The sequence below is a fragment of the Halobacillus sp. H74 genome (genome assembly GCF_052246715.1).
GTDB lineage: Bacteria > Bacillota > Bacilli > Bacillales > Halobacillaceae > Halobacillus > Halobacillus litoralis_A.
In genome coordinates this window covers 181,459-203,261 of record NZ_JBQQCI010000001.1, presented here as the reverse complement: position 1 = coordinate 203,261, position 21,803 = coordinate 181,459, and the positions used below count along the sequence as shown (strand labels likewise).

Here is a 21,803-nt window from a genome sequence, read left to right as displayed (position 1 = left end):
AGCTAGTCGGGGCTGATCAAGGCGCTTGCGCATTTGCTCCATCCAGCACCAGCGCCTAGCCCCTCGAGGTCTTAAGCAAGTCCTTTGCTGGGGCACAAGACGCCTTTTCGTAAGCAGGCTTGCTTGTATTTTTCGTTTCTATTGAGAAGAATTTGTTTAGAATATGATATATTTAAAGAGCGATCTTTTGTTAGAAAAAGGCAGGTGAGCTACATTGAATATACTTCCATATATACTGACTTTCATCTTGGGCTTGAATGTGCTATTAGCCTTGGCAATCATTTTTCTTGAGCGCAGGGATGCCAGTGCAACTTGGGCTTGGTTGATGGTTTTGCTCTTTTTACCAATTGCAGGATTCCTTCTGTATTTGGTTTTTGGACGACGGTTAAGTAATAAAGAAATCTTCACTTGGGATAAAAAAAGCAGGTTAGGACTATTGACAGCTGTACAGGAACAACTGGCAGCCATCAAGGAAGATAGACTCGCAGTACACTCAAAAGCCATCATTCCATATGAAGACTTGATCTATATGCATTTGAAAAATAATGATGCGTTACTTTCCCAAAACAATGAAGTGGAAGTGTACACAGATGGCCAAAAGAAATTTCATGCACTCATCGAAGATATCGAGAAAGCAGAAGACCACATCCATCTGCTTTATTATATTCTTAGGGACGATAATCTGGGGCAGCGCTTAGCTGAAGTACTGATGAGAAAGGCAAGAGAGGGAGTAGAAGTCAAACTTCTCTATGATGATATGGGATCAAGGTTGCTGACTCGTGGATATAAGAGGAAATTGGAAGAGGCAGGGGTGCAAGTCGAATCCTTCTTTCCCTCCTTTATACCTAAAGTGAATTTGAAAATTAATTATCGTAATCACCGAAAACTAGCCATCATTGATGGTGAAATAGGTTATATAGGTGGATTTAATATCGGAGATGAATATTTAGGTTTCAATAAACGATTCGGGTACTGGAGAGATACTCACTTGAGAGTAGAGGGGGAAGCGGTCAATAATATGCAGACCCGCTTTATTCTTGATTGGAATCAGGCGTCGAGACGGGATATCGTTTATGAAAATCGATATTATCAAGCAAAACCCAAAGGTGATGTCGGGATGCAGATCGTTTCCAGTGGACCGGACTCGGAATGGGAACAGATTAAACATGGGTACCTTAAAATGATACTCTCTGCTAAAGAGTATGTGTACATCCAAACTCCCTATTTCATCCCGGATGATAGTTTACTTGATGCCTTAAGGGTGGCAGTCTTATCCGGAGTAGATGTAAGGATCATGATTCCGAATAAACCGGATCATCCATTCGTCTATTGGGCGACTTTCTCCAACATTGGCGATATGTTGAAAGCAGGAGCGACTATCTATGTATATCAAAAGGGTTTCTTACATGCGAAGACGCTGGTTGTCGATGGGAATATCGCTTCCGTTGGGACAGCGAATATCGATGTTCGGAGCTTTCGATTGAACTTTGAGGTCAATGCGTTTATCTATAATCCTGATGTAGCTCAATTGTTAGCCGACCGTTTCCATGAAGATATTGTTGAATCTACGGAACTTACTTATAAATTGTATCAATCGCGATCGAAATGGATCAGGTTCAAAGAAGCCATTTCCCGCTTGCTGTCTCCTATCTTATGAAACGTTGAAGCATATCACAGGGGTGGGAACGGTAAAACCTTTGAAGGTGGGCACCTTTGGAGAGCTGTTTGCCAGCGTACCAGCAGGCTTATTTTTAAAAATTTCCTCATAAAAAATCCCTGCGCTTAAGCGCAGGGATTTTTTGAGAGAGGTTGGTTTGGTATAGTTTGCATTTCTTGCTTTCGGAAAGACCTTAATGGCTTGAAGGGATCCTGCAGAGTCGGAGGGGGGATTCGTATCTGCTGAATTGAATCAATCCCACCAAAGTGTTTCCGATTTTCTTACACGTATTCTCCATATTCATATCTGTTCAATTTTTACTGGGAGGTTAGTGTTAGTTCGACTTTCGTTTGTTCTCCGTCTCGGTAGACGGTGAGTTCAGCTGTATCTCCATCTTGCACTTGGTTGTAGAGATATTTTCTTAAACTCATAAGTGAATCGACTTTATTCCCGTCAATAGCGGTGATGACATCGTATTGACGAAGTCCTGCTTCATCGGCCGGAGAACCTTTTTCGACACCTTGGACAATGACACCATGGTCGATGTCGTTAGGTAATCCTAATTCCCTCTGAAGCACAGGATTAGGGATTTGGTTTACGTCCTGGAGGGAAACTCCCATATAAGGACGCTCCACTTCTCCCTTGGTTTCTAAATCTTCGATGACTGGTTTAGCTACATCCATCGGAATTGAGAAACCGATTCCTTCAACTTCTGCTTTTGCGATTTTCATAGAGTTTATCCCTATTACTTCGCCTTGCAAGTTTACCAGCGGCCCACCACTGTTACCAGGGTTGATGGCAGCATCTGTTTGAAGCACTTCGGTTTGCCAGTCTGGCTGTTGGTCTCCGTTAATATCTACAGGGATATTGCGGTTAAGACCACTGACAATACCTTTAGTGGCTGATCCAGCGAATTCCATGCCCAGCGGGTTACCTATGGCTATGGCTGTCTGCCCGACCTCTACGTCATTGGCTTTGCCTAATTCAGCAACCTTCTGCACATGTTCGCTATCTATTTGTAAAACGGCCAAGTCTGTCAATGGGTCACTGCCTTTCAGCTCGGCTTTTACTTTAGTTCCATCACTCAAAATCACTTCCAATTCGGAAGATTTTTCAACAACGTGATGGTTGGTGGCAACAAAAGCTTTATCGCCGTCTTCTTTATAAATGACCCCAGAACCTGTACCGGCTTTTTTAGTTCCCTGCGGTGTTTCTTGAACATTGCTGATTCCTACGACAGCTTGTGAAGCTTTGTCGATGGCTTGGGTTACTTCTTCCTGGTTTTTACCAAGCTGTAATTCATTGGCTTGAGCTGTCGGCTTCTCCGTGTTTACATTGACGGATACACCTTTCCATTGAAAAACTGTAGTAACTATAAATACAGCAATAATCGCACCTAATACACTGAAAGCTAAACCTGTACGCTTGTATTGACGCTTTTCTTTCTTTTTTTCTTCATCAAACATCGAGAAGCGGCAACCCCTTTCCTATATAAATTGATGCGATTTTCCTGTTGTTTCCCTCTGACAATTCTTATTCTACGGTGAAGTTATGGCATGACTTTGGTGTAAATGTGGAAAAAGTGTGTAAAGCAGGAGCAAATCCTGAAAATGTGAGAAAATAGATGTAAGAATAGCTAATGGCAGGAGGGTGAATGATGAATGATACAATTGGTCTCGTTGAAGACGACCCTAATATAAGAGAGATTGTTGAAGCATACTTAACAAAAGAAGGATATGAAGTGAAAGCTGTCGATACAGCAGAAAAAGCCTGGGATATCTTTGAAACAGGTGCCCCGGACTTGTGGGTTCTGGATATCATGTTACCAGGGATGGATGGCTATGAGTTTTGTAAACGCATTAGACAAACATCAGAAGTTCCAATCTTAATCATTTCAGCTAAAGATGAAGAAGTGGATAAAATTTTAGGTCTTGAATTAGGCGGGGATGACTATCTGACAAAGCCTTTCAGTCCAAGAGAGCTGGTCGCAAGGGTGAAGCGGCATTTGAAAAAATGGGAAGCTATGAAGCCTCTGCCAGAACAAGGCGAGGAGAAGATTACAGCAGGGGAGCTTGTATTGAATCAGCAAGAAAGACGTGTGTATTTCAAGGGTGAAGAAATAGAAGTGACGACAAAAGAGTTTGAAATCCTCAAGATTTTAGGGGCACAGGAAAATCGAGCTTTCTCAAGGGAAGAATTATTGGTGAAGGTTTGGGGTGATGACTATTTCGGAAGCGATCGGGCTGTAGATGATCTTATTAAGCGTTTACGCAAAAAAATGAAGGACCTGCCGATTGAAACGGTGTGGGGACATGGCTACCGACTAAGGGATGGATCCTCATGAAATTGCTTCATCAATTGAATGCAGCTTTTGCAGCTTTGATTATCGTCATCATGTCTATCACGGCTTTTTTCATATACTCTCTATTGATGGATATGTTGATCCAGGATGAACAAAGGCAATTGAAAGGGAGAGCTGAACTGTTGATTGATATCATCTCTGAACAGGACCCTGACCGGAGTCCACAACTGTCCCAGCTCATCCAGGATCGTAATTATCCAATATTGCTGTTCGATCGTGCCCAGGATGAAGTATTGTTTCGAACGATGCCTGCTGAAGTCGCTGATTCTTGGATGGAGCGCTACGAAGAGGAGTTAGTGGACCAGGAAGTGTGGGAAAGCGGTGGCGAGAAATATGTTGTTTATGATTTTCCTGTCAACGCCGGGAATAATCAAATACTTGTCATGGCCACACCTCTGAACGACTTGCAAGCCGTACAGTCTGTTTTCGCTCTTCGTATGATCGCTGTATTCTTGATAGGATTATTTCTCGCTCTAATTGTCAGCTCTATTTTGACATGGAGGCTTGTCACTCCATTAACGAAATTGAAACAGGAAGTGAAAAAGATAGAGAAAAGGCAATTTTCCAAGGTGGAAAAAGTCAATGCTTCAGGTGAGATCAAAGAAGTTGAACAGAGTGTCAGGCACATGGCTGATGAACTTGCCCGCTACATTCATTCTCAAAAACAATTTTTCCAGAATGCTTCCCATGAATTGAAGACACCCTTAATGTCGATTCAAGGCTATGCAGAAGGAATTCGTGATGGAGTTTTTGAAGGAGAGGCAGCGGAAAAAGGTTTGAATGTGATGGTCAGTGAAACGGAGCGGTTAAAGAAAATCGTAAATGAAATGATTTTACTAGCCAAACTCGATAGCAGTGAAGATATTTATAAACCTGAACTTACAGATATTTCGGAAGTCATCAGTCAGGCTAAAGATCGACTTTTCCCTTTGGCTAATGAAAAAGGGATCGACCTTGAACTTACTCATCTTCCATCCTTTTACTCAGTAGTAGATCGTGAGCGTGTTTTGCAGGCATTAATCAATATTTTAAGCAATGCGGTAAGACATGCAAAACAGAAAGTTACCATAACAACTGAAGTGCAAGAGGGACGATTGAAAATCCAAGTGGGCGATGATGGCAATGGCATCTCAGAGGAACTTCTTTCCCAACTGTTCGAGCGTTTTATTAAAGGGAAAGAAGGGGAAACAGGATTAGGTCTTGCTATCTCACGAGCTATAATCGAACGGAGCGGTGGTACAATATACGCATTCAACCGCTCACAAGGAACGGGAGCGATTTTCGAAATAGAATTTAACCGCAAAGAGTGATATCAAACAATCATGGTATAATAAAGGACAGAGAACGATTCCATATGGAAAGAGAGGAAATAGATGATGGATGCTAAACCTTGTATAGATTCTTTAACTGTAAAAAGCTCACATGTGCTCCCACCTGATACGAATAGTCACGGGACACTTTTCGGTGGTAAACTGATGGCACATATTGATGATGTAGCCGCAATTGCCGCTGTCAGACATTGTAGAAAACCTGTCGTAACAGCTTCTATGGATTCTGTAGACTTCCTGCAGCCGGTGTTCGAAGGTGATACGGTGTGTTTAGAAGCCTTTGTAACATGGACACATAACACATCTATGGAAGTTTTTGTAAAAGCGATAACTGAAAATTTACTGACAGGTGAACGAAAGGTTTGTACGACTGCATTTCTTTCGATGGTGGCGGTTGATGAAAACAATGAACCTTCCCCTGTCACGGCTGTATTTCCTGAATCAGATGAAGAAAAATGGCTCCATGAAGGTGCAAAAAGACGCCACGAACACCGTAAGAATAGAAGGAAGGAATCGAAAGAGCTTGCGAATAAGTTCGGTACAAGCCTTCCTTGGAAAAGGGGGCTGTAATCAAGCGCGGTTGCTTCCAAAGTAATCCGGAATATGGAAGCATTGATAAAGGTGATGTTTTTAGAGTCGAGCCCTAAATCGAAAAGATTTAGGGCTCGACTTTTTTCTGTTAAATAAGCATCAACCCTTTGTTAAGTCAACAAAAATAAGGGTGAAATCTGTGTTACTCCTCTTCACAAAGAATAATACAGAAGAAAAGCATGCCCCACAGATTCCCAGGTTCGCGCTCGCTCTGAACGCTCCTCTGGCTAATGTGAAGTAATAACAAGTAAGTCAGTACTTTATTTTTCGATAGTACAATTAGTGAAAGAGGGCTCTGGATCATTATTTATGGTAAAATTGTCGAGTTGTCGCAATTTATTGTTTGTTATAAGGTGAGAAGGGGAAAGGTTTATAAGTTGTAAATATTTTGATACTATCATAATGAGGTGAAATGCATGCAAGAAGTACTCGGTTTTCTGAACGATTGGATGTGGGGGACCATCCTGGTCGTCACTCTTCTTGGGTTAGGACTTTGGTTCTCGATTAAATTGAACTTTGTTCAGTTCAGGTACATACCAGAAATGATTCGCGTATTGTTCGACAAACGATCCATCTCAGCAGAAGGGAAGAAAGGAACATCTCCATTCCAGGCATTTGCTATCAGTACAGCCTCCCGTGTCGGTACGGGTAACCTGGCAGGTGTAGCCGCTGCTATTACAGTCGGAGGGCCTGGGGCTGTTTTTTGGATGTGGATTGTAGCGATTCTCGGAGGGGCTTCAAGCTTTATTGAAAGTACGTTGGCACAAGTTTACAAAGTACCAGATAAAGACCAGTACCGGGGCGGCCCTGCTTATTACATTGAAAAAGGGTTGAAGAACCGGACATTAGGAATAATATTCGCGATCACCATCACCTTTACATATGGTCTTGTGTTCAGTTCTGTCCAATCAAATACGATTCGTTTAGCTTTTGAAAACTCTTTTAACGTCGATAAATGGCTGATGGGTGGTTTACTCACACTAGCTGTTGCTCTGATCATTTTCGGCGGGTTGAAACGAATTGCTCAAGTCACACAATTCATCATACCGATTATGGCGATTTTCTACATCATTTTAGCTGGTTATGTCCTTTTAGCAAATTTAGGACAAGTTCCTACAATGTTCGGTCAGATTTTTGCAGGAGCATTCGGTTTCCGTGAGATTGCAGGCGGAACCTTCGGCGGTATGATTCTGATCGGAATCAAACGTGGATTATTCTCGAATGAAGCAGGAATGGGTAGTGCGCCGAATGCGGCTGCAACATCTGAAGTAACTCACCCAGTCAAACAAGGATTAATCCAAACACTTGGAGTTTTTACAGACACATTGCTCATCTGTAGTGCAACAGCTGTCATTATCTTGTTCGCTGGCGATTATGCCGGGACAGATTTAGATGGTATTCAATTGACACAAGAAGCCTTCGAATCTCAGCTGGGTGCGTGGGCGGCCATCTTTATTGCTATTGCAATTCTCTTGTTCGCTTTCAGTTCCATTATAGGAAATTATTATTATGGTGAAACGAATATCGAATTCATTAAAACAAGCAAAGTCAACATTTTCATTTATAGAGTTGCGGTTCTTGCAATGGTCATGTTTGGTGCTGTAGCTGAATTCGGTCTCGTTTGGTCACTTGCCGACTTGACGATGGGGATCATGGCATTAATTAACTTGTATGCTATATTGCGGTTGTCATCGGTCGCTTATGCTGCTTTAAAAGATTACCGGAGGCAGCGTAAGGAAGGGAAAGATCCCGTTTTCTATCAAGACCATCTTCCTGGTGTAGATGGAATGGAATATTGGAGAAGAGATCAGAGTTCTGAAAAAGAAAATTAAATTACAAGTTTGATTAAATACGACAAGTAATCACCAAAAAGGTAATGGATGGGAAACCGGGCTTAGGCCCGGTTTCTTTAATTTAATAGGTTACGCGACGCGATGATTAACGTATGAAAGTGAATGAAGGTACAATATGATATGATGAGAAAAGATTCTTTTTAAAGGGATGAGCGGAATGAGCCTATTATCAGTAAACAATTTAAGTAAAAGTTATGGAGATAAAGATCTGTTCGAGGACTTGTCTTTTGCAATATCAAGCAGGCAGCGCATTGGATTGATCGGCGTTAATGGGACGGGGAAATCGACGCTGTTAAAAATACTAGCAGGTTTGGAAACTGGTGATTCAGGAAATTTGGATCATGCCAAAGATTTCACGGTTGAATATTTGCCTCAAGAGCCGGATTTGGAGGAAGATAAGACTGTACTTGAGCAAATCTATTACGGTGATGCTGAAGTTATGGTGGTAATGCGTCAATACGAACATGTCCTGCTGGAGTTATCCCAGGACCCAGAGAATACAGCTGTGCAAGAACGGATGCTCGAACTCCAACAGAAGATGGAAGAAAAAGATGCCTGGGAAGCGAATACAGCAGCGAAGACGATCCTTTCAAAACTTGGTATTGAATTCTTCGATAAGAAAGTGGGAGAGCTGTCGGGCGGGCAAAAGAAGAGAGTCGCGATTGCTAAAGCGTTGATCCAGCCAGCAGACTTATTAATGTTAGACGAGCCGACCAACCACCTCGACAATGAAACCATTGAATGGTTAGAAGAGTTTTTGTCTTCCTACAAAGGAGCGCTAATGGTTGTCACACACGACAGGTATTTCCTCAACCGTGTGACAAACTTGATTTATGAGTTGGATCGAAGCGATCTTTATATATATGAAGGAAACTATGAAACCTTCTTAGAGAAAAAGGCAGATCGGGAAGAGTGGGAACGCCAAGCCCAGCAAAAGCATCAAAATACGCTGCGTCGTGAGCTTGCATGGCTGAAAGCGGGTGTGAAAGCAAGATCAACTAAACAGAAAGCCCGTAAGCAACGGGTGGAAGCGATGAAAGAAGAGAATTTCGATACAACGAAAGAGAATGTCGACATGGCGATCGGCTCAAAAAGGCTGGGTAATCAAGTCATAGAATTAGAAGGGATTTCACATTCAATTCAATCGCATTCACTCATTAAAAACTTAGATTACCTCGTGGTGCCAGGGGAACGGTTAGGCATTATCGGCCCGAACGGATCCGGAAAAACGACATTGCTCAACATCATGGCAGAACGCATCAAACCTGATCAAGGAGAGGTCCGCGTTGGTTCTACGGTACGGATTGGTTACTATACACAGGACCACGAAGAATTGGATGAGAGTTTGAAGGTGATTGAATACATCAAAGAGGTAGCTGAAGTTATTAAGACGGCTAATGGAGATGAAGTCACCGCAGAACAGATGTTGGAACGATTCTTATTCCCGAGACCTCAGCAATGGACTTATATTAAACGATTATCTGGAGGGGAGCGTAGACGCCTCTATTTGTTAAGAGTTCTAATGAGCGAGCCCAATGTACTTTTCCTTGATGAGCCGACAAACGATCTGGATACGGAAACATTAAGTGTATTGGAAGAGTACTTGGAGCATTTTCCGGGAGTTGTCATTACGGTTTCTCACGACCGCTATTTCTTGGATCGTGTAGTCGATAAATTGCTTGCTTTTGAAGGAAAGGCAGCCATCCGAAAGTTTTTTGGAAACTACAGTGAATATCTGGAAGATAGGAAAAATGAGAAAGAAGCTGTACAGGTTGAGAAAAAAAGTTCTGCTCAAGAAGACACTCGCAGATCCAACCGGAAACGAAAATTGACCTATCGTGAAAAGCAGGAGTGGGATACGATCGAAACGGTAATTTCTAATTTGGAAACCCGTTTAGAGGAACTGAACAAACAGCTCACAGAAGCAGCTGCGAACTATGATAAAGTCCAAGAAATTTCTCTTGAACAGGAGAAAGTAGAAGCCGAATTGGAAGAGAAAATGGAAAGATGGGAAGAGTTGTCCTTGATCGTTGAAGAAATAGACAATCAATGATGGACCAGAGATCCAACGAGAGTTGGGTCTCTATTTTTAATTTTTCTGGAAATTAAAGCGGTTGTGCTAGCTTATTTTTGAGGTTCTGAGCGTTTTGTGGAATAATGAATACGGATACAAAGCACTGAATAGGAGGAATGTTCGATGAAAATGCCAAGCAATGACAAATTACAAAAATATGCTGAACTGGCGTTGCGTACAGGAGTCAACTTACAAGACGGCCAGCTGCTCATGATCAATTCCACAATCGATGGAGCTGAATTCACACGCATCGTGGCTCAAAAGGCTTTCGAAATGGGAGCAAAAGATGTACATATCAACTGGGGTGACGACACACTCACTCGTATGAAGTACGAACATGCGGACCAAGAGACCTTATCAAATGTTCCACAGTGGCAGCAACAGAAATTCACTTACTTTGCTGAGCAAGGAGCCGCGATTCTATCCATCCGATCCACCGACCCGGATTTGCTGAAAGGTATTGATGCTGGGAAAGTAGCTGCAGCTAACAAGGCAAGAGCAGAAGCTATGGCTACATTCCGGGATTACACAATGAATGACCGCATCCAATGGTCGATTGTAAGCATCCCTATCCCTGCTTGGGCTCAAAAGATATTCCCGGATGAGAATGTAGAAATAGCTGTAGAAAAGCTTTGGGAGCAAATTTTCAGTATCGTACGTGTAGACCAGGAAGATCCCATCGCTGCTTGGGAAGAACATAACCGAACCTTAATCAAGGCTCGCGAATATTTAAACAAAAAACAATATCAAAAATTAATATACAAAGCTCCGGGAACAGACTTAGAAGTTGCGTTACCTAAAGGGCATATCTGGAAAGGCGGTCCTTCCAAGACAGTAGAAGGAGGAGTGCAATTCAACCCCAACATGCCGACAGAAGAAGTGTTCACAGCTCCTCATAAATACGGAGTGGAAGGCACCGTATCAAGCACGAAACCATTGAATTATGGTGGGAATGTAATTGATAACTTTTCTGTTACTTTCAAAGAAGGTAAAGTGGTTGACTACTCAGCAGAAGAAGGCAGTGAAACATTGCAACACCTTCTGGATACAGATGAGGGCTCACGTCGCCTTGGCGAATTGGCTCTTGTTCCACACGAATCACCTATTTCTAAGTCAGGGCTGATTTTCTATAACACGTTATACGATGAAAATGCTTCTTGTCACTTGGCCCTTGGGAAAGCATACCCGAACAATATGACAGGCGGGTCAGATATGAGTGAAGATGAGCTAGATCGAAATGGTGTCAATCATAGTTTGTCCCACGTGGATTTCATGATGGGTTCAGAAGAACTTGATATTGATGGGGTATTGGAAGATGGTACGACAGAACCAGTGATGCGTAACGGCAGCTGGGCTATTTCGTTCGAATAATGAAGCAGAAAAAGGCAGCTTAAGTATCAGCTGCCTTTTTTATTATGCATGTGCTAATGTTTCTTCCGATTCGGCTATTTCAAGGTCATAAGGAGGTGAGCCATCGTTGACGAAGTAAACCTCATACCAGATCAAGAATACATAAACTGTCCAAATGTAGCGGTGGTAGTTCTCCTGGTTTTCATAATGAGCATCTAAATATTTCAACAGTTCCTCTGTATGAAAAAAACCGGCTGACGTTTTAGACATGAGTACCTCTTTGACATGTTCATAATATTTTTGTTTTCTTAACCAGTCACGGATGGGAACGGGAAAGCCGACTTTGACACGATTGGCCCATTCCTCTGGGAGAACAGATTTTGCTGCTTGTCTTAATGCGTATTTTGTATCTTTCGGGTGCACTCTCAGGGAAGGAGCAAGTTTACTGGCTGTTTCCATCACCTGTTTGTCTAAAAAGGGAACCCGCAATTCAAGGGAGTGGGCAGAGCTCATTTTGTCTGCCTTTTGCAATATATCACCTGGAAGCCAATGGTGGATATCTGTGTACTGCATTTTGGTGTGATCATTAGCGCTACGAACTTTTTGGTATGTTTTTTCAAGTATGTTAGACGCTGATTTTCCGCCTTGATATGATGGTTTCATTAGATTTCCCGCGTCCTCTTCCGAGAATACTTTTGCTTGCCCGATGAATTTTTCTTCTACTTTCTTCCCACCCATGAGTAAGAAATTGGTGATCTGATTTTTTGGCAAACGCTCGCATATTCTAGAAACGAATTGACGTAATGGAAATGGAACCTTCTCATAAGCCTGCTGCTTCTTACTAATTTGATACCAATCATAACCTCCGAATAATTCGTCTGCTCCTTCTCCTGATAAAACGACGGTGACATGTTGGCTGGCAAGTCCCGCTAAGAAATAGAGAGGTATGGAAGATAAGTTTGCATGCGGTTCATCCATGTGGTATTGAATAGCAGGAATCTTCTCGAAAAACTCTTCACCTGAAATCAATTTTCTATGGTTTCGGATCTTAAGGTGTTCAGATAGTTCTTCCGCCAGATTCGTTTCGTTAAACATCCCTTTATAATCCTTAAATCCCACGGAGAATGTGTTTTCAGGTTTCATCAAAGTCGTTACATAGCTTGAATCGATCCCTCCTGAAAGAAACGCTCCGACTTTCACATCACTCATTTGGTGGTGGCTGACAGAATCTTTCATGGCATTCTTAATTTCCTCGACAGCCTTTTCTAAAGTTAGTGTCGTTTCGGTATAGGTGGTGTCCCAATACTCGTGCACCTGGTAACTCCCCTTTTTATAAATCATATAGTGTCCAGGATTGAGTTTATAAACTCTTTTAAAAAATGTTTCCTCAAGAGCAGAATATTGGAAGGTTAGGTATGGCTTTAATGCTTCCTTATTAAATTCTTTAACAAAAGAGGGACAGGGAAGAAAGGATTTGATTTCAGAGCCGAATAGGAAAGATCCATCTTTAGTGTTACTACTATAATAAAGCGGCTTGATGCCGAAGGGGTCCCGCGCTAAAAAGAGTTCTTCTTGTTCTTTATCCCATATTGCGAATGCGAACATACCACGCAGTTTATGAAGAATTTCAACTCCATATTCCTCGTATCCATGAAGCACCACTTCGCTGTCTGTGTGACTTTGGAACTGGTGTCCTCTTTCTATTAGGGAGTCTTTTATGCTGTTAAAATTATAAATTTCTCCATTAAAAGTCAAAAGAAAGCGTTTGTTTTCACAAAACATAGGTTGATTCGCGTTTTCAGTCCTATCGATAATGCTGAGTCTCCGGAACCCTAAGCTTACTTCTCTATCATGATAATAACCACCATTATCGGGTCCGCGATGATGGATTTTCTTCATCATTTCCTGGATCACTGACGGTTCGAAATATTGATCATTATGTATAAGTCCGACAATTCCACACATTGTAACATCCTTTTTTTAGTATATTTTGAATAACAGATAAGCCCGCAACCTCATGGATACGGGACATTATCATTCATCAAATCTGGTCTTTGACTTTATCTGGCCTGATTCACTGTCTGAACCTGGCAGGTTGGCAGTTGATACTTACCAACGTACATCGATGCCTTCGAATTGTAATTTCTCATAATCTGGCACGACCGAGGGATCGACTCTTACGATCGTCAGTGACTCTAGCTTGAGGATGTCTTCAGCATTACCTTGGAAGGAAGAATTGATTAAGTTCAAATACTGAACATTCTGCATTCCCTCAGCAACACGGCTCAAATCTTTTATAGTTGGCCCGATGAAAGTGACCTGTTCTAAACTTGGAACTTCTTTCAATAATTCACCGGGGATGATGGCCTGGTTCAGTTTTAGTACTCTCAGTGACTTCATTGCTTCGAAATAAGAAGGGTCAGCTTCAACATCAAAAATTCCGTTTAAATGTGAGGCGTTAATCGTTAATTCTTCGAGCTCCAATAAGTCGCTTTTCGTAAGCGAGTCAGGTTCTTTATCCAGTGAACGTGCGATGGATCGCAATGTGAGGTCTTTCATGGAAACCGGATCTTCAGCTCCCACCACCTTTGCGAATTCTCTTTTTAAAGCGTTGCCTGTGAATCTTTCTTCAGTTAAAGATTCCCCATCATCGGACAGGTAAGTGAGTGTAGCTGAAGAAAGGCCGTTGGATTCATCGTTCCATTGAACAGCCAAAAACAAGTCGAGCTCACCATTTTGGAAAGCTTCAAGTGAAGGTGGTTCATGACTTGTAAAGGAAGTGTTTTGCATCTCCGAATCAGGTGCGAAAACGAATGACATCAATTCCTCTGTCCCTTTCTTTTCTTGGGCAGATTCTATTTCCACTCCATCGAGGGATTCAACGGTATCCCTGATTTGATTTTTGCCGGGGCCATTCAGCACCAGATTTTTAATCTCTTTAATTCTAGTATCGAGAGGTGGATGATTATACTGCTCTTTTTCAGGGACCGGCCCTTCTTTTACTGTCTCTTCCTCAGGGGAAGCAGGGGATTGGAATGGATTTCCGGAAGTGAAAAAGTAAAAAGATCCAGCCAGGAGAAGCAAAGTGGTCATGGCTGTCAATAACTTGGGGAAGCCCTGATTCCACCAAGAGAAACCCTTATTTTGTTTATTGGCGTAAAACCGGCGGCGATCTTCATTCGTGAATAAAGGCTTTTCACTGATTTGGCGATCAATCGCTTTTTTTATTTTATTATTCAAGGGTCAGTTCCCCCTCATTGACTTGTTTTTTTAACATTTGGCGAGCACGCTGCATGCGCGTTTTCACTGTGGACAATGGTGTATCAGTAACGTCCGCAATTTCCTTCTGGGACATATTTTGTTGAAAGGTGAGGATCATTACTTCCCGATATTTGATGGGCAGGCTGAGAATCGCTTTGGCAATTTCATCCCATTGTTCCTTTTGGATGACCGTCTCTTCAAGGTGCTGGGGATCTTTTTTATCTAACCATTGATCTTTGACGATTTTGATTCGATGAAGAGGAGAGCGTAAATAATCTTTACAACGATTAATAGCTATTCTTATCGCCCAAGTTTTTAACTGAGATTGGCCGTGAAATTGATCCCACTTCCGATAAATGAGTATAAGCACTTCTTGAAAAAGGTCATCGGTTGTGTGGTGATTTTTCACATAAGTGAAAATAGTTCGTTTCAGAATCTCACCATAATGGTGCATAATGTATTCGATTGCTTCGTCACGTGTGAAGTCGACTTGTGTATTTCCGGTCACCGGGCTCTCTCTCCTTTCTTCAATTATTAGACGTCCGGAAGTTAGCGAAGGTCCCGATCGAATGGAATTTATTTTGTATAGATGAAAATTTTGATATATGTGGATTGAATGCGTTCTACAATAAATGTGTGTAATGGAAGGGTATTGGGTTGTGAAAAGGAGTTCTATTCTCAAATGATATACAGAATGGAAATACTTCGGATTTAATGATGCTAGTAATTCTTATATTAAAACACAAGTCTTAATAGGTAAACAGTCCTATGCTAAAGGTATAACAGAAAAAGAATTGATACAATTTTGATATTACCCAGGTATAGAAGTGGAATTTTGCAAAGTCGCGAGTTTTTTTCCTTCCTTAGATAGCTGCAGTTCAACTAAAACAATGATTAGTAAGATGTGATTAGGGAATAAGAATGGAAAGAGTTATTTTGATGAAGGAGAGGAATAAATATGATAGGGCCAGAAAATAATATCCCTGGTTTTCAAGCGAATCCTAATAGTTTCAGTGAATGTGGAAGGTGTGGGAAACCACTTGCCACAAAAAGAGAAGAAGAATTGAAATTATGTAAAGAATGCCAGAAACTGCAGGAAAACCATAAAGTTGAAAATGATGAGGAACAGTAAAGGCCACAAATTCGTGGTCTTTTTTTATTTGTATGGGGTGGCAAAAACGCCACTTCAAAGGTTTGCTTATGCTTGTCGGGGGTGATCAAGGTGCTTGCGCTTTTGTACCAAAAGCATAAAGTATATGTCTTTACATCATAATAATTAAAGTGGTAGAGTGTTTAATTGTGCGTTCAAACAAGTATGAACAAAAGGAGATAGATATGGATAATAAAGTTGCAGGTCGAATAGATTGGCCGGTGTTTGCGATTAGTGGAGGAATATTGGTCCTCTTTGTAATTATTGCACTTATTGATATTGATTTAATTGAAACAATTGTAAATGGAAGTTTCGCCTGGTCTGCCAAGTATTTCGGTGCCTTCTGGCAGGTGCTGATGCTGGCTACTTTTTTTGTCGGATTATGGCTCGCCTTTTCTAAGTATGGAAAAATTAAAATGGGAAATATGGAAAAGCCTGAGTTAGGCCTCTATAAATGGTTGTCCATTATAATGGCAACACTTTTGGCTGGTGGAGGAGTATTCTGGGCAGCAGCCGAGCCAATGTGGCACTTTCTTACTGTTCCACCACACCAGTCAGGTATAGAAGCAGGTACAGAAGCGGCGATCGATCCTGCTCTAGCTCAAAGCTTCATGCACTGGGGCTTCCTTGCATGGGCGATTCTTGGTACCATCAGTGCTGTAGTGATGATGTACGGTCACTATCATAAAGGCATGCCGATGAAACCAAGAACGTTGTTATATCCGATTTTTGGAGAAAAGTTGAAAAATAGCTGGCTTGGGACGATAATCGACGCTTTCTCTGTCATTGCTGTTGCTGCTGGAACCATCGGGCCGATTGGTTTCTTAGGCTTGCAAGCGAGTTACGGGCTGCAGGCGATTTTCGGTATTCCGAACGAATTCAGCACTCAGTTCACGATTATTTTTATCGTTGTCATTATATCGACGATATCTGCTGTTTCAGGTCTCTACAAAGGTATTCAAATGTTGAGTAGTTTCAATGTCCGTTTGGCGATTGCTTTGATGGCTTTCATCGTAATCTTCGGTCCAGGAGGATTTATCCTGAACCACTTTATTTCTTCATTCGGTTTTTATGTGGATCAATTCATACCAATGAGTACTTATCGGGGAGATGAAGGATGGCTTTCACTTTGGACAGTCTTCTTCTGGGGTTGGTTCATTGGATATGGTCCGATGATGGCGATTCTAGTGAGTCGTATTTCCCGGGGAAGGACCATTCGGGAAATCATTATTGCTGTTTCTGTCTTTGCGCCAGTGATTTCAACTTTCTGGTTTACCGTTCTGGGAGGCTCTGGGATTTTCTTCGAACTAAGCAACCCGGGTTCTGTATCAGAAGCTTTAAATGAAGCAGGAAATCCAGCAGCAATGTTCGCAATTACAGAACAATTCCCATTGGCATCAATCATCTCACCATTGTTCCTTATTTTGACGATTCTGTTCGTTGTAACGACTAGTGACTCCATGTCCTATACGATTGCAATGGCTGTTACCGGTGAAGGGAACCCGAAAAGTTGGCTCCGCATTTTCTGGGCTGTGCTTATGGGCGCTATTGCGGTTATTTTGCTGATTACAGGTGATAGCGGCATTACCCAGTTACAAAACTTTATCGTGGTTACAGCCGTCCCGGTATCCCTTTTATTGTTACCGATGATTTGGCTTGCACCGAAAGTGGCGAAGAAAATGGCGATTGATCAAAGAATTACAAAAAAATAAACAATCGTTTGAATGTAAGCAGTTCAGTTTTGAGGTACAAACGCAAATTGTACCCATGACTGAACTGCTTTTTTTGTTTGATATGATTTATCAATGGGGGGGCTCCGCACAGTCATAACTAGTCTTTCGAATCTTTCGCTCCATTCTCGTAGCAGCGCAATTATTCATCAAACAAGAGCCCTTTAATGAAAAGGAAAAGCATACCCAAGGAGGGATATGCTCTGCATTTGATGGTGAAAGTATACTTAATCCATGTTTCTGTTAACTTTTCTTCAGTACGGCTCTGACAGGGCTGCCATCTGCTTCCTCCATTTTTAAAGGAAAAGCCATCAATTCATAAATGTCTGGAGTCACATGAGCAAGCTGCAATCCTTCTAGAATGAGGATGTCATGATTATAAAGGGAATGGTGACCTAGCAATTTTTTGCTTGTCTCTGGATCTACAGATGGTGTATCCACCCCGATAAGGTTAATTCCTTTCTCATGTAAAAATGGCCCCATGTCTTCACCGATGACGGTATATGTTTCCGGGAATTTCGAGCGGTCCTTCCAGCTGTTCGTCTTGAAGAGGACTTTATCCACATTACGGAAATCTACATGTTGTAAGTCCTCCGCGGAAATCTTACTTTTACCTTCAATAGAAACGAGCAGTGCTTTACCTGTGAAACGTTCCAGCGGAATTTCTGCGATTTTCAAACCTTCAGAATCGTAATGATAGGGTGCATCCACGTGCGTTCCGATATGGTTGCTCCCTTTGAACTGGCCGACGTTCACCGAACCTGTTTCTTCCATTGAGAAAGTCAGTTGATACTGAAAAGGCTCATCTCCAGGCCATGGGGGGGTAGCATTATTCAAGGGCATTGTTATATCAATGAGTTTCATGGTCAGCCTCCTTAAGCGATAATTCCCCGTTCGTTTTTGTATTGCTTATGTTTTTTGTTTTCCATGATATCCTTCAATAGTAACATGACATCCAACACGTCTTCATATGAAGTATAAAATGCGATCGGTGCTAAACGGATGACATTGGGGGCGCGGAAATCAGGTGTGACACCTTCCTTTTTCAAGGCTTTACAAATGCTTGCTGCTTCATCATGAACAAAACAGACGTGTCCTCCACGACGTTCATCGTCCAGAGGATTGGCAAGTTTGAATCCGAAGCCGGGGAGTTCTTGGTGAGTAAGATCCATCATCAAACGTGTCAACTTCAACGATTTTTCCCTGACAGCTTCAATCCCGGCTTCTTGGAATAGTTCAAGGGAGCCTAAAAGGGGAGCAGAACTTAGAATATGCGGTGTACCGATTTGAAAAGCACCGGCCGTTTCCGAAGGGCTCAAATCATGGCTCATATCAAATTGCTTCTCTTTATTTGAACTGAACCATCCCGCAAGTCCGGGTTTTTTGCCAAGATGTTTTTGATTGACGTAAAGTCCACCGACACCGCCAGGCCCACTATTTAAATACTTATAGGTACACCAAACAGCGAAGTCGACCCCCCATTCGCTCAGATGGTGGGGAGTGGCGCCTATGGAATGTGCTAAGTCGAACCCTACAATGATGCCATTCTTATGTGCTGCATGAGTCAGTTTTTCTATATCCAGAAGCTGTCCACTGCGGTAAAGGACTGATGGAAGGAGTAAAAGAGCGACATCCTCATCCATTTCACGAATGATATCCTCCTCCTTAAAGGTATAACCATCTGCACTTGCAACCCGGATCAGATGGTCTTCTGGTTCAAGGCCATGCAACTCGATTTGACTCTTGATTGCATAAATGTCAGAAGGAAAATTCAATTCGTCTGCAAGGATTTTCGTCCTTTTTTCCTCAGGTTTATAAAAAGTAGCCAGCAATTGATGCAGGTTTGTAGTTATGGAGCCAGTATTGATGACTTCAAAAGGCTCCGCCCCAATGAGATGTGCTGTCTTTTCGCCTATTTTCTCCGACATGTAAAACCAAGGTTCTCTGGCCTCCGTCCAGCCTTCAATCGCATGACGCTTCCAGTCTTCTAGTGAGGTGGAGAGTGCTTTTTCTGCGCGTTTAGAAAGGAGCCCTAGTGAATTGCCATCCATGTAATAGTGGTCCTTTTTTAAATAAAACTCATTTTTAAAAGCTCCAAACGGGTCTTCATGATCAAGCTTTTGGACTGTCTCCCGTGTGATTACAGGCTTTGTCATAAAATCTCCTCCCAGCATTGTTGTTACATAAGGTCGTGTTTGATTAACACAGCTTTAATCATCGAATAAGTAAAGGTTTCAGGCAACGCATCTTTTAAGGGCTTCAGCTTTCGTTCTTCTAGTTGGTCATAAGCTTTCATGACTTGTGATTCCTGTTCTTCATCAAACCATCTATCCCAATTGATATCTGTTCCTTCTTTTGCACAACGGAAGAGGTGATTTTCGATCGTCTGGGTACTCATTTCCCGTTCCTTAGCAATTTCTTTAATCGATTGTTTTTCCTGCCACATATCATAGGTAATGATGTAGCTCGGTCGCTCTTCAAAGGGATCTTTTTTCCTCACAGAAGGTTCAGATGTACGAGTGGGTTTGGGTTTTTGTTCTGCCCTCTCAGCCCATGGACGGGTCACTTCTAAAAATGCCTCTCCGTATTTTTCGTATTTTTGCTCTCCGACACCTTTGATTGCCAGCATTTCCTCTTTGTTTTCAGGTAAGTAGATTGTAAATTCTTTTAATGTAGCATCGGAAAAAATCACATAAGGGGGCAAGGCAGCTTCATCGGCAAGTGTCTTTCTCAACTGACGAAGCTCTTCAAAATATACTTCGTTATAATCCAGATCCTGTTTGGCCGTAGTAGTTTCAACAAGCATAACAACAGGTTGGTCCCCTTTGATGACTTCGACAGCTTCTTGAGTCAACTGCAAAGCAGGATAGCGTCCCTGTCCTGGTGACAGATAACCTTCTGCCGTCAAAAAGTGTATAAGTCGTGTTAATTCCTTCTCTGTGTAATTCGGCATAATCCCATAAGTAGAAAGGTTTTGAAAGCGGAATTGCTTTACTTTCTGATCAGATGAACCTTTCAACACTTTTGCTGTCAAACCTGCACCGAAGCGTTCTCCCATCCTTTTGACACAAGATAGCACCATCTGGGCTTCCTTCGTCATATCCTGTTCTTCACCATCATGGGTACAGTTCGAGCATTTTCCACATTTTTTTGCAGATGAAGGGTCATTAAAGTAATCAAGGATATATTGCTGCAGGCACGTATGGGTATGGCAATAATTCACCATCGACTGTAGTTTGTTGTATTCCTCTTTTTTCTTTTCTTCCACAGGTGACTGGTCAATTAAAAACCTTTGCAGATTGATATCCTGACTTGAAAAAAGAAGGACACAATCTCCTGGTTCTCCATCACGACCTGCACGCCCAGCTTCCTGGTAATAGGATTCAATATTCATTGGCATGGAGTAGTGGATGACATATCGGACATTCGATTTATCAATGCCCATACCGAAAGCGTTCGTTGCAATCATGGTGGTGATTTCATCTTGAACAAAATCCATCTGAGCTTGCTTCCGTTGGTTTTCAGTCATTCCAGCATGATATTTACCAGCAGCGAAGCCCTTTTTTGTTAAAAGATAATGGAGTTGATCAGCATCTTTTCGGGTTGCCGTGTAGATAATGCCAGACTCATTGGGGATTTGTGTCAGATACTCTCCGACGAATTCCCGTTTGTCACGGCCTTTGATGATTCGGAAGGATAAATTATCTCTTGCAAACCCTGTGTTCACAACGTGTTGATCGGTAACATGTATCAATTGCTTGATATCTTTAATGACTTCTTGGGTAGCTGTAGCTGTTAGAGCCATGATTACAGGCAGATCTGGAATCTTTTGCAAAGTTGAAACAATGGAACGGTAACTAGGTCTGAAATCATGCCCCCATTGTGAAATACAATGGGCTTCATCGAAAGCAATCAAGGAGAGCTTCATACCTTTTAATGCGGAAAGGAAAGAAGGGGCGTCGAAACGCTCCGGTGCAACGTAAATGAAGGCATAACTTCCTTGTTGCATATCCCGCATCCTTTGGCGCTGTTCTTCCGTTGAAAGTGAGCTATTAATATATGTCGCTGCAATCCCATAGGAGTTCAGTGCATCTACCTGATCTTTCATTAAAGAAATGAGAGGAGAGATGATGATCGCTGTCCCCTCTAGAGCAAGGCCGGGGATTTGATAACAGAGGGATTTGCCTCCCCCTGTAGGCATGACGGCTAAAGTGTTCTCACCATCGAGGACGTGGCTGATCGCTTCTTTTTGACCAGGTCGGAAGGAAGGATAGCCGTAGTATTGCTGCAATAGTTTTTCGGCCTGTTGAATCATCTGGATCATCCTTTGTACGTAGTGTTTCTTCTTCCATCATCTTATCATGTTTCACGTGAAATGAGAGGGGAAAACTATATGAGAGCAGCCATGATTAAAGAGCTGCCATATGATTGTCCAAAGGAGTGAATC

General features: G+C 42.1%; 16 protein-coding genes. 9 read left to right on the top strand and 7 right to left on the bottom strand.

Annotated features, from left to right (window positions below; translation table 11 throughout):
- The first annotated feature begins 214 nt into the window (after positions 1-214).
- Positions 215-1,657: a cardiolipin synthase gene (gene cls / locus ACTWPX_RS01020; RefSeq protein ID WP_443118120.1), complete on the top strand. Its 1,443-nt coding sequence runs from the start codon at positions 215-217 to the stop codon at positions 1,655-1,657.
- Between the two features lie 317 nt (positions 1,658-1,974).
- On the opposite strand, the gene ACTWPX_RS01015 is transcribed toward cls, so the two are convergent.
- Positions 1,975-3,123 (bottom strand): S1C family serine protease, encoded by a 1,149-nt coding sequence (locus ACTWPX_RS01015; RefSeq protein ID WP_443118119.1) that lies wholly within the window; start codon positions 3,121-3,123, stop codon positions 1,975-1,977.
- 191 nt (positions 3,124-3,314) lie between these two features.
- Here ACTWPX_RS01015 and ACTWPX_RS01010 point away from each other — a divergent pair, with 191 nt between their 5' ends.
- The 6 genes from ACTWPX_RS01010 (at position 3,315) to ACTWPX_RS00985 (ending at position 11,236) form a co-directional block, all read left to right on the top strand.
- Positions 3,315-4,001: a response regulator transcription factor gene (locus tag ACTWPX_RS01010; protein WP_443118118.1), complete on the top strand. Its 687-nt coding sequence runs from the start codon at positions 3,315-3,317 to the stop codon at positions 3,999-4,001.
- The gene (locus ACTWPX_RS01005) at positions 3,998-5,329 is read left to right on the top strand and encodes an ATP-binding protein (RefSeq protein ID WP_443118117.1); all 1,332 of its coding nucleotides are present in this window, start codon (positions 3,998-4,000) and stop codon (positions 5,327-5,329) included. The genes ACTWPX_RS01010 and ACTWPX_RS01005 overlap by 4 nt, the downstream gene beginning before the upstream one ends.
- A gap of 66 nt (positions 5,330-5,395) precedes the next feature.
- Positions 5,396-5,917, top strand: coding sequence for an acyl-CoA thioesterase (locus tag ACTWPX_RS01000; RefSeq protein WP_206659667.1), 522 nt, complete (start codon positions 5,396-5,398; stop codon positions 5,915-5,917).
- A gap of 437 nt (positions 5,918-6,354) precedes the next feature.
- Positions 6,355-7,770 (top strand): alanine/glycine:cation symporter family protein, encoded by a 1,416-nt coding sequence (locus ACTWPX_RS00995; protein WP_443118116.1) that lies wholly within the window; start codon positions 6,355-6,357, stop codon positions 7,768-7,770.
- A gap of 178 nt (positions 7,771-7,948) precedes the next feature.
- Positions 7,949-9,844 carry an ABC-F family ATP-binding cassette domain-containing protein gene (locus ACTWPX_RS00990; RefSeq protein WP_443118115.1) on the top strand — a complete coding sequence of 632 codons (1,896 nt, stop codon included), beginning with the start codon at positions 7,949-7,951 and terminating at the stop codon, positions 9,842-9,844.
- A 144-nt stretch (positions 9,845-9,988) separates the two neighbouring features.
- Positions 9,989-11,236 carry an aminopeptidase gene (locus tag ACTWPX_RS00985; protein WP_443118114.1) on the top strand — a complete coding sequence of 416 codons (1,248 nt, stop codon included), beginning with the start codon at positions 9,989-9,991 and terminating at the stop codon, positions 11,234-11,236.
- 42 nt (positions 11,237-11,278) lie between these two features.
- On the opposite strand, the gene asnB is transcribed toward ACTWPX_RS00985, so the two are convergent.
- From asnB to ACTWPX_RS00970, 3 genes are all read right to left on the bottom strand, one after another.
- Complete coding sequence (asnB, locus tag ACTWPX_RS00980) at positions 11,279-13,180, bottom strand: asparagine synthase (glutamine-hydrolyzing) (protein ID WP_443118113.1); 1,902 nt, start codon at positions 13,178-13,180, stop codon at positions 11,279-11,281.
- 144 nt (positions 13,181-13,324) lie between these two features.
- A complete protein-coding gene (locus tag ACTWPX_RS00975; protein WP_443118112.1) occupies positions 13,325-14,455 on the bottom strand; it encodes a hypothetical protein in 1,131 nt (376 codons plus the stop codon).
- Complete coding sequence (locus ACTWPX_RS00970; protein ID WP_241655857.1) at positions 14,448-14,984, bottom strand: sigma-70 family RNA polymerase sigma factor; 537 nt, start codon at positions 14,982-14,984, stop codon at positions 14,448-14,450. The genes ACTWPX_RS00975 and ACTWPX_RS00970 overlap by 8 nt, the downstream gene beginning before the upstream one ends.
- A 450-nt stretch (positions 14,985-15,434) precedes the next feature.
- On the opposite strand from ACTWPX_RS00970, the gene ACTWPX_RS00965 reads away from it, so the two are divergent.
- Positions 15,435-15,608 (top strand): hypothetical protein, encoded by a 174-nt coding sequence (locus ACTWPX_RS00965; RefSeq protein ID WP_164908564.1) that lies wholly within the window; start codon positions 15,435-15,437, stop codon positions 15,606-15,608.
- 203 nt (positions 15,609-15,811) lie between these two features.
- Positions 15,812-17,338 (top strand): BCCT family transporter, encoded by a 1,527-nt coding sequence (locus tag ACTWPX_RS00960; RefSeq protein WP_443118111.1) that lies wholly within the window; start codon positions 15,812-15,814, stop codon positions 17,336-17,338.
- 261 nt (positions 17,339-17,599) lie between these two features.
- Here the strand turns inward: ACTWPX_RS00960 and kynB are convergent, their stop codons facing one another.
- Genes kynB through recQ form a run of 3 tightly spaced genes read right to left on the bottom strand, consistent with a single transcriptional unit; the run spans position 17,600 to position 21,671 of the window.
- On the bottom strand, positions 17,600-18,220 hold the full coding sequence (gene kynB, locus ACTWPX_RS00955) for an arylformamidase (protein ID WP_443118110.1): 621 nt from the start codon (positions 18,218-18,220) through the stop codon (positions 17,600-17,602).
- An 11-nt stretch (positions 18,221-18,231) separates the two neighbouring features.
- Complete coding sequence (gene kynU / locus ACTWPX_RS00950; RefSeq protein ID WP_443118109.1) at positions 18,232-19,512, bottom strand: kynureninase; 1,281 nt, start codon at positions 19,510-19,512, stop codon at positions 18,232-18,234.
- Between the two features lie 23 nt (positions 19,513-19,535).
- Complete coding sequence (gene recQ / locus ACTWPX_RS00945; RefSeq protein WP_443118108.1) at positions 19,536-21,671, bottom strand: DNA helicase RecQ; 2,136 nt, start codon at positions 21,669-21,671, stop codon at positions 19,536-19,538.
- Positions 21,672-21,803: the final 132 nt, after the last annotated feature.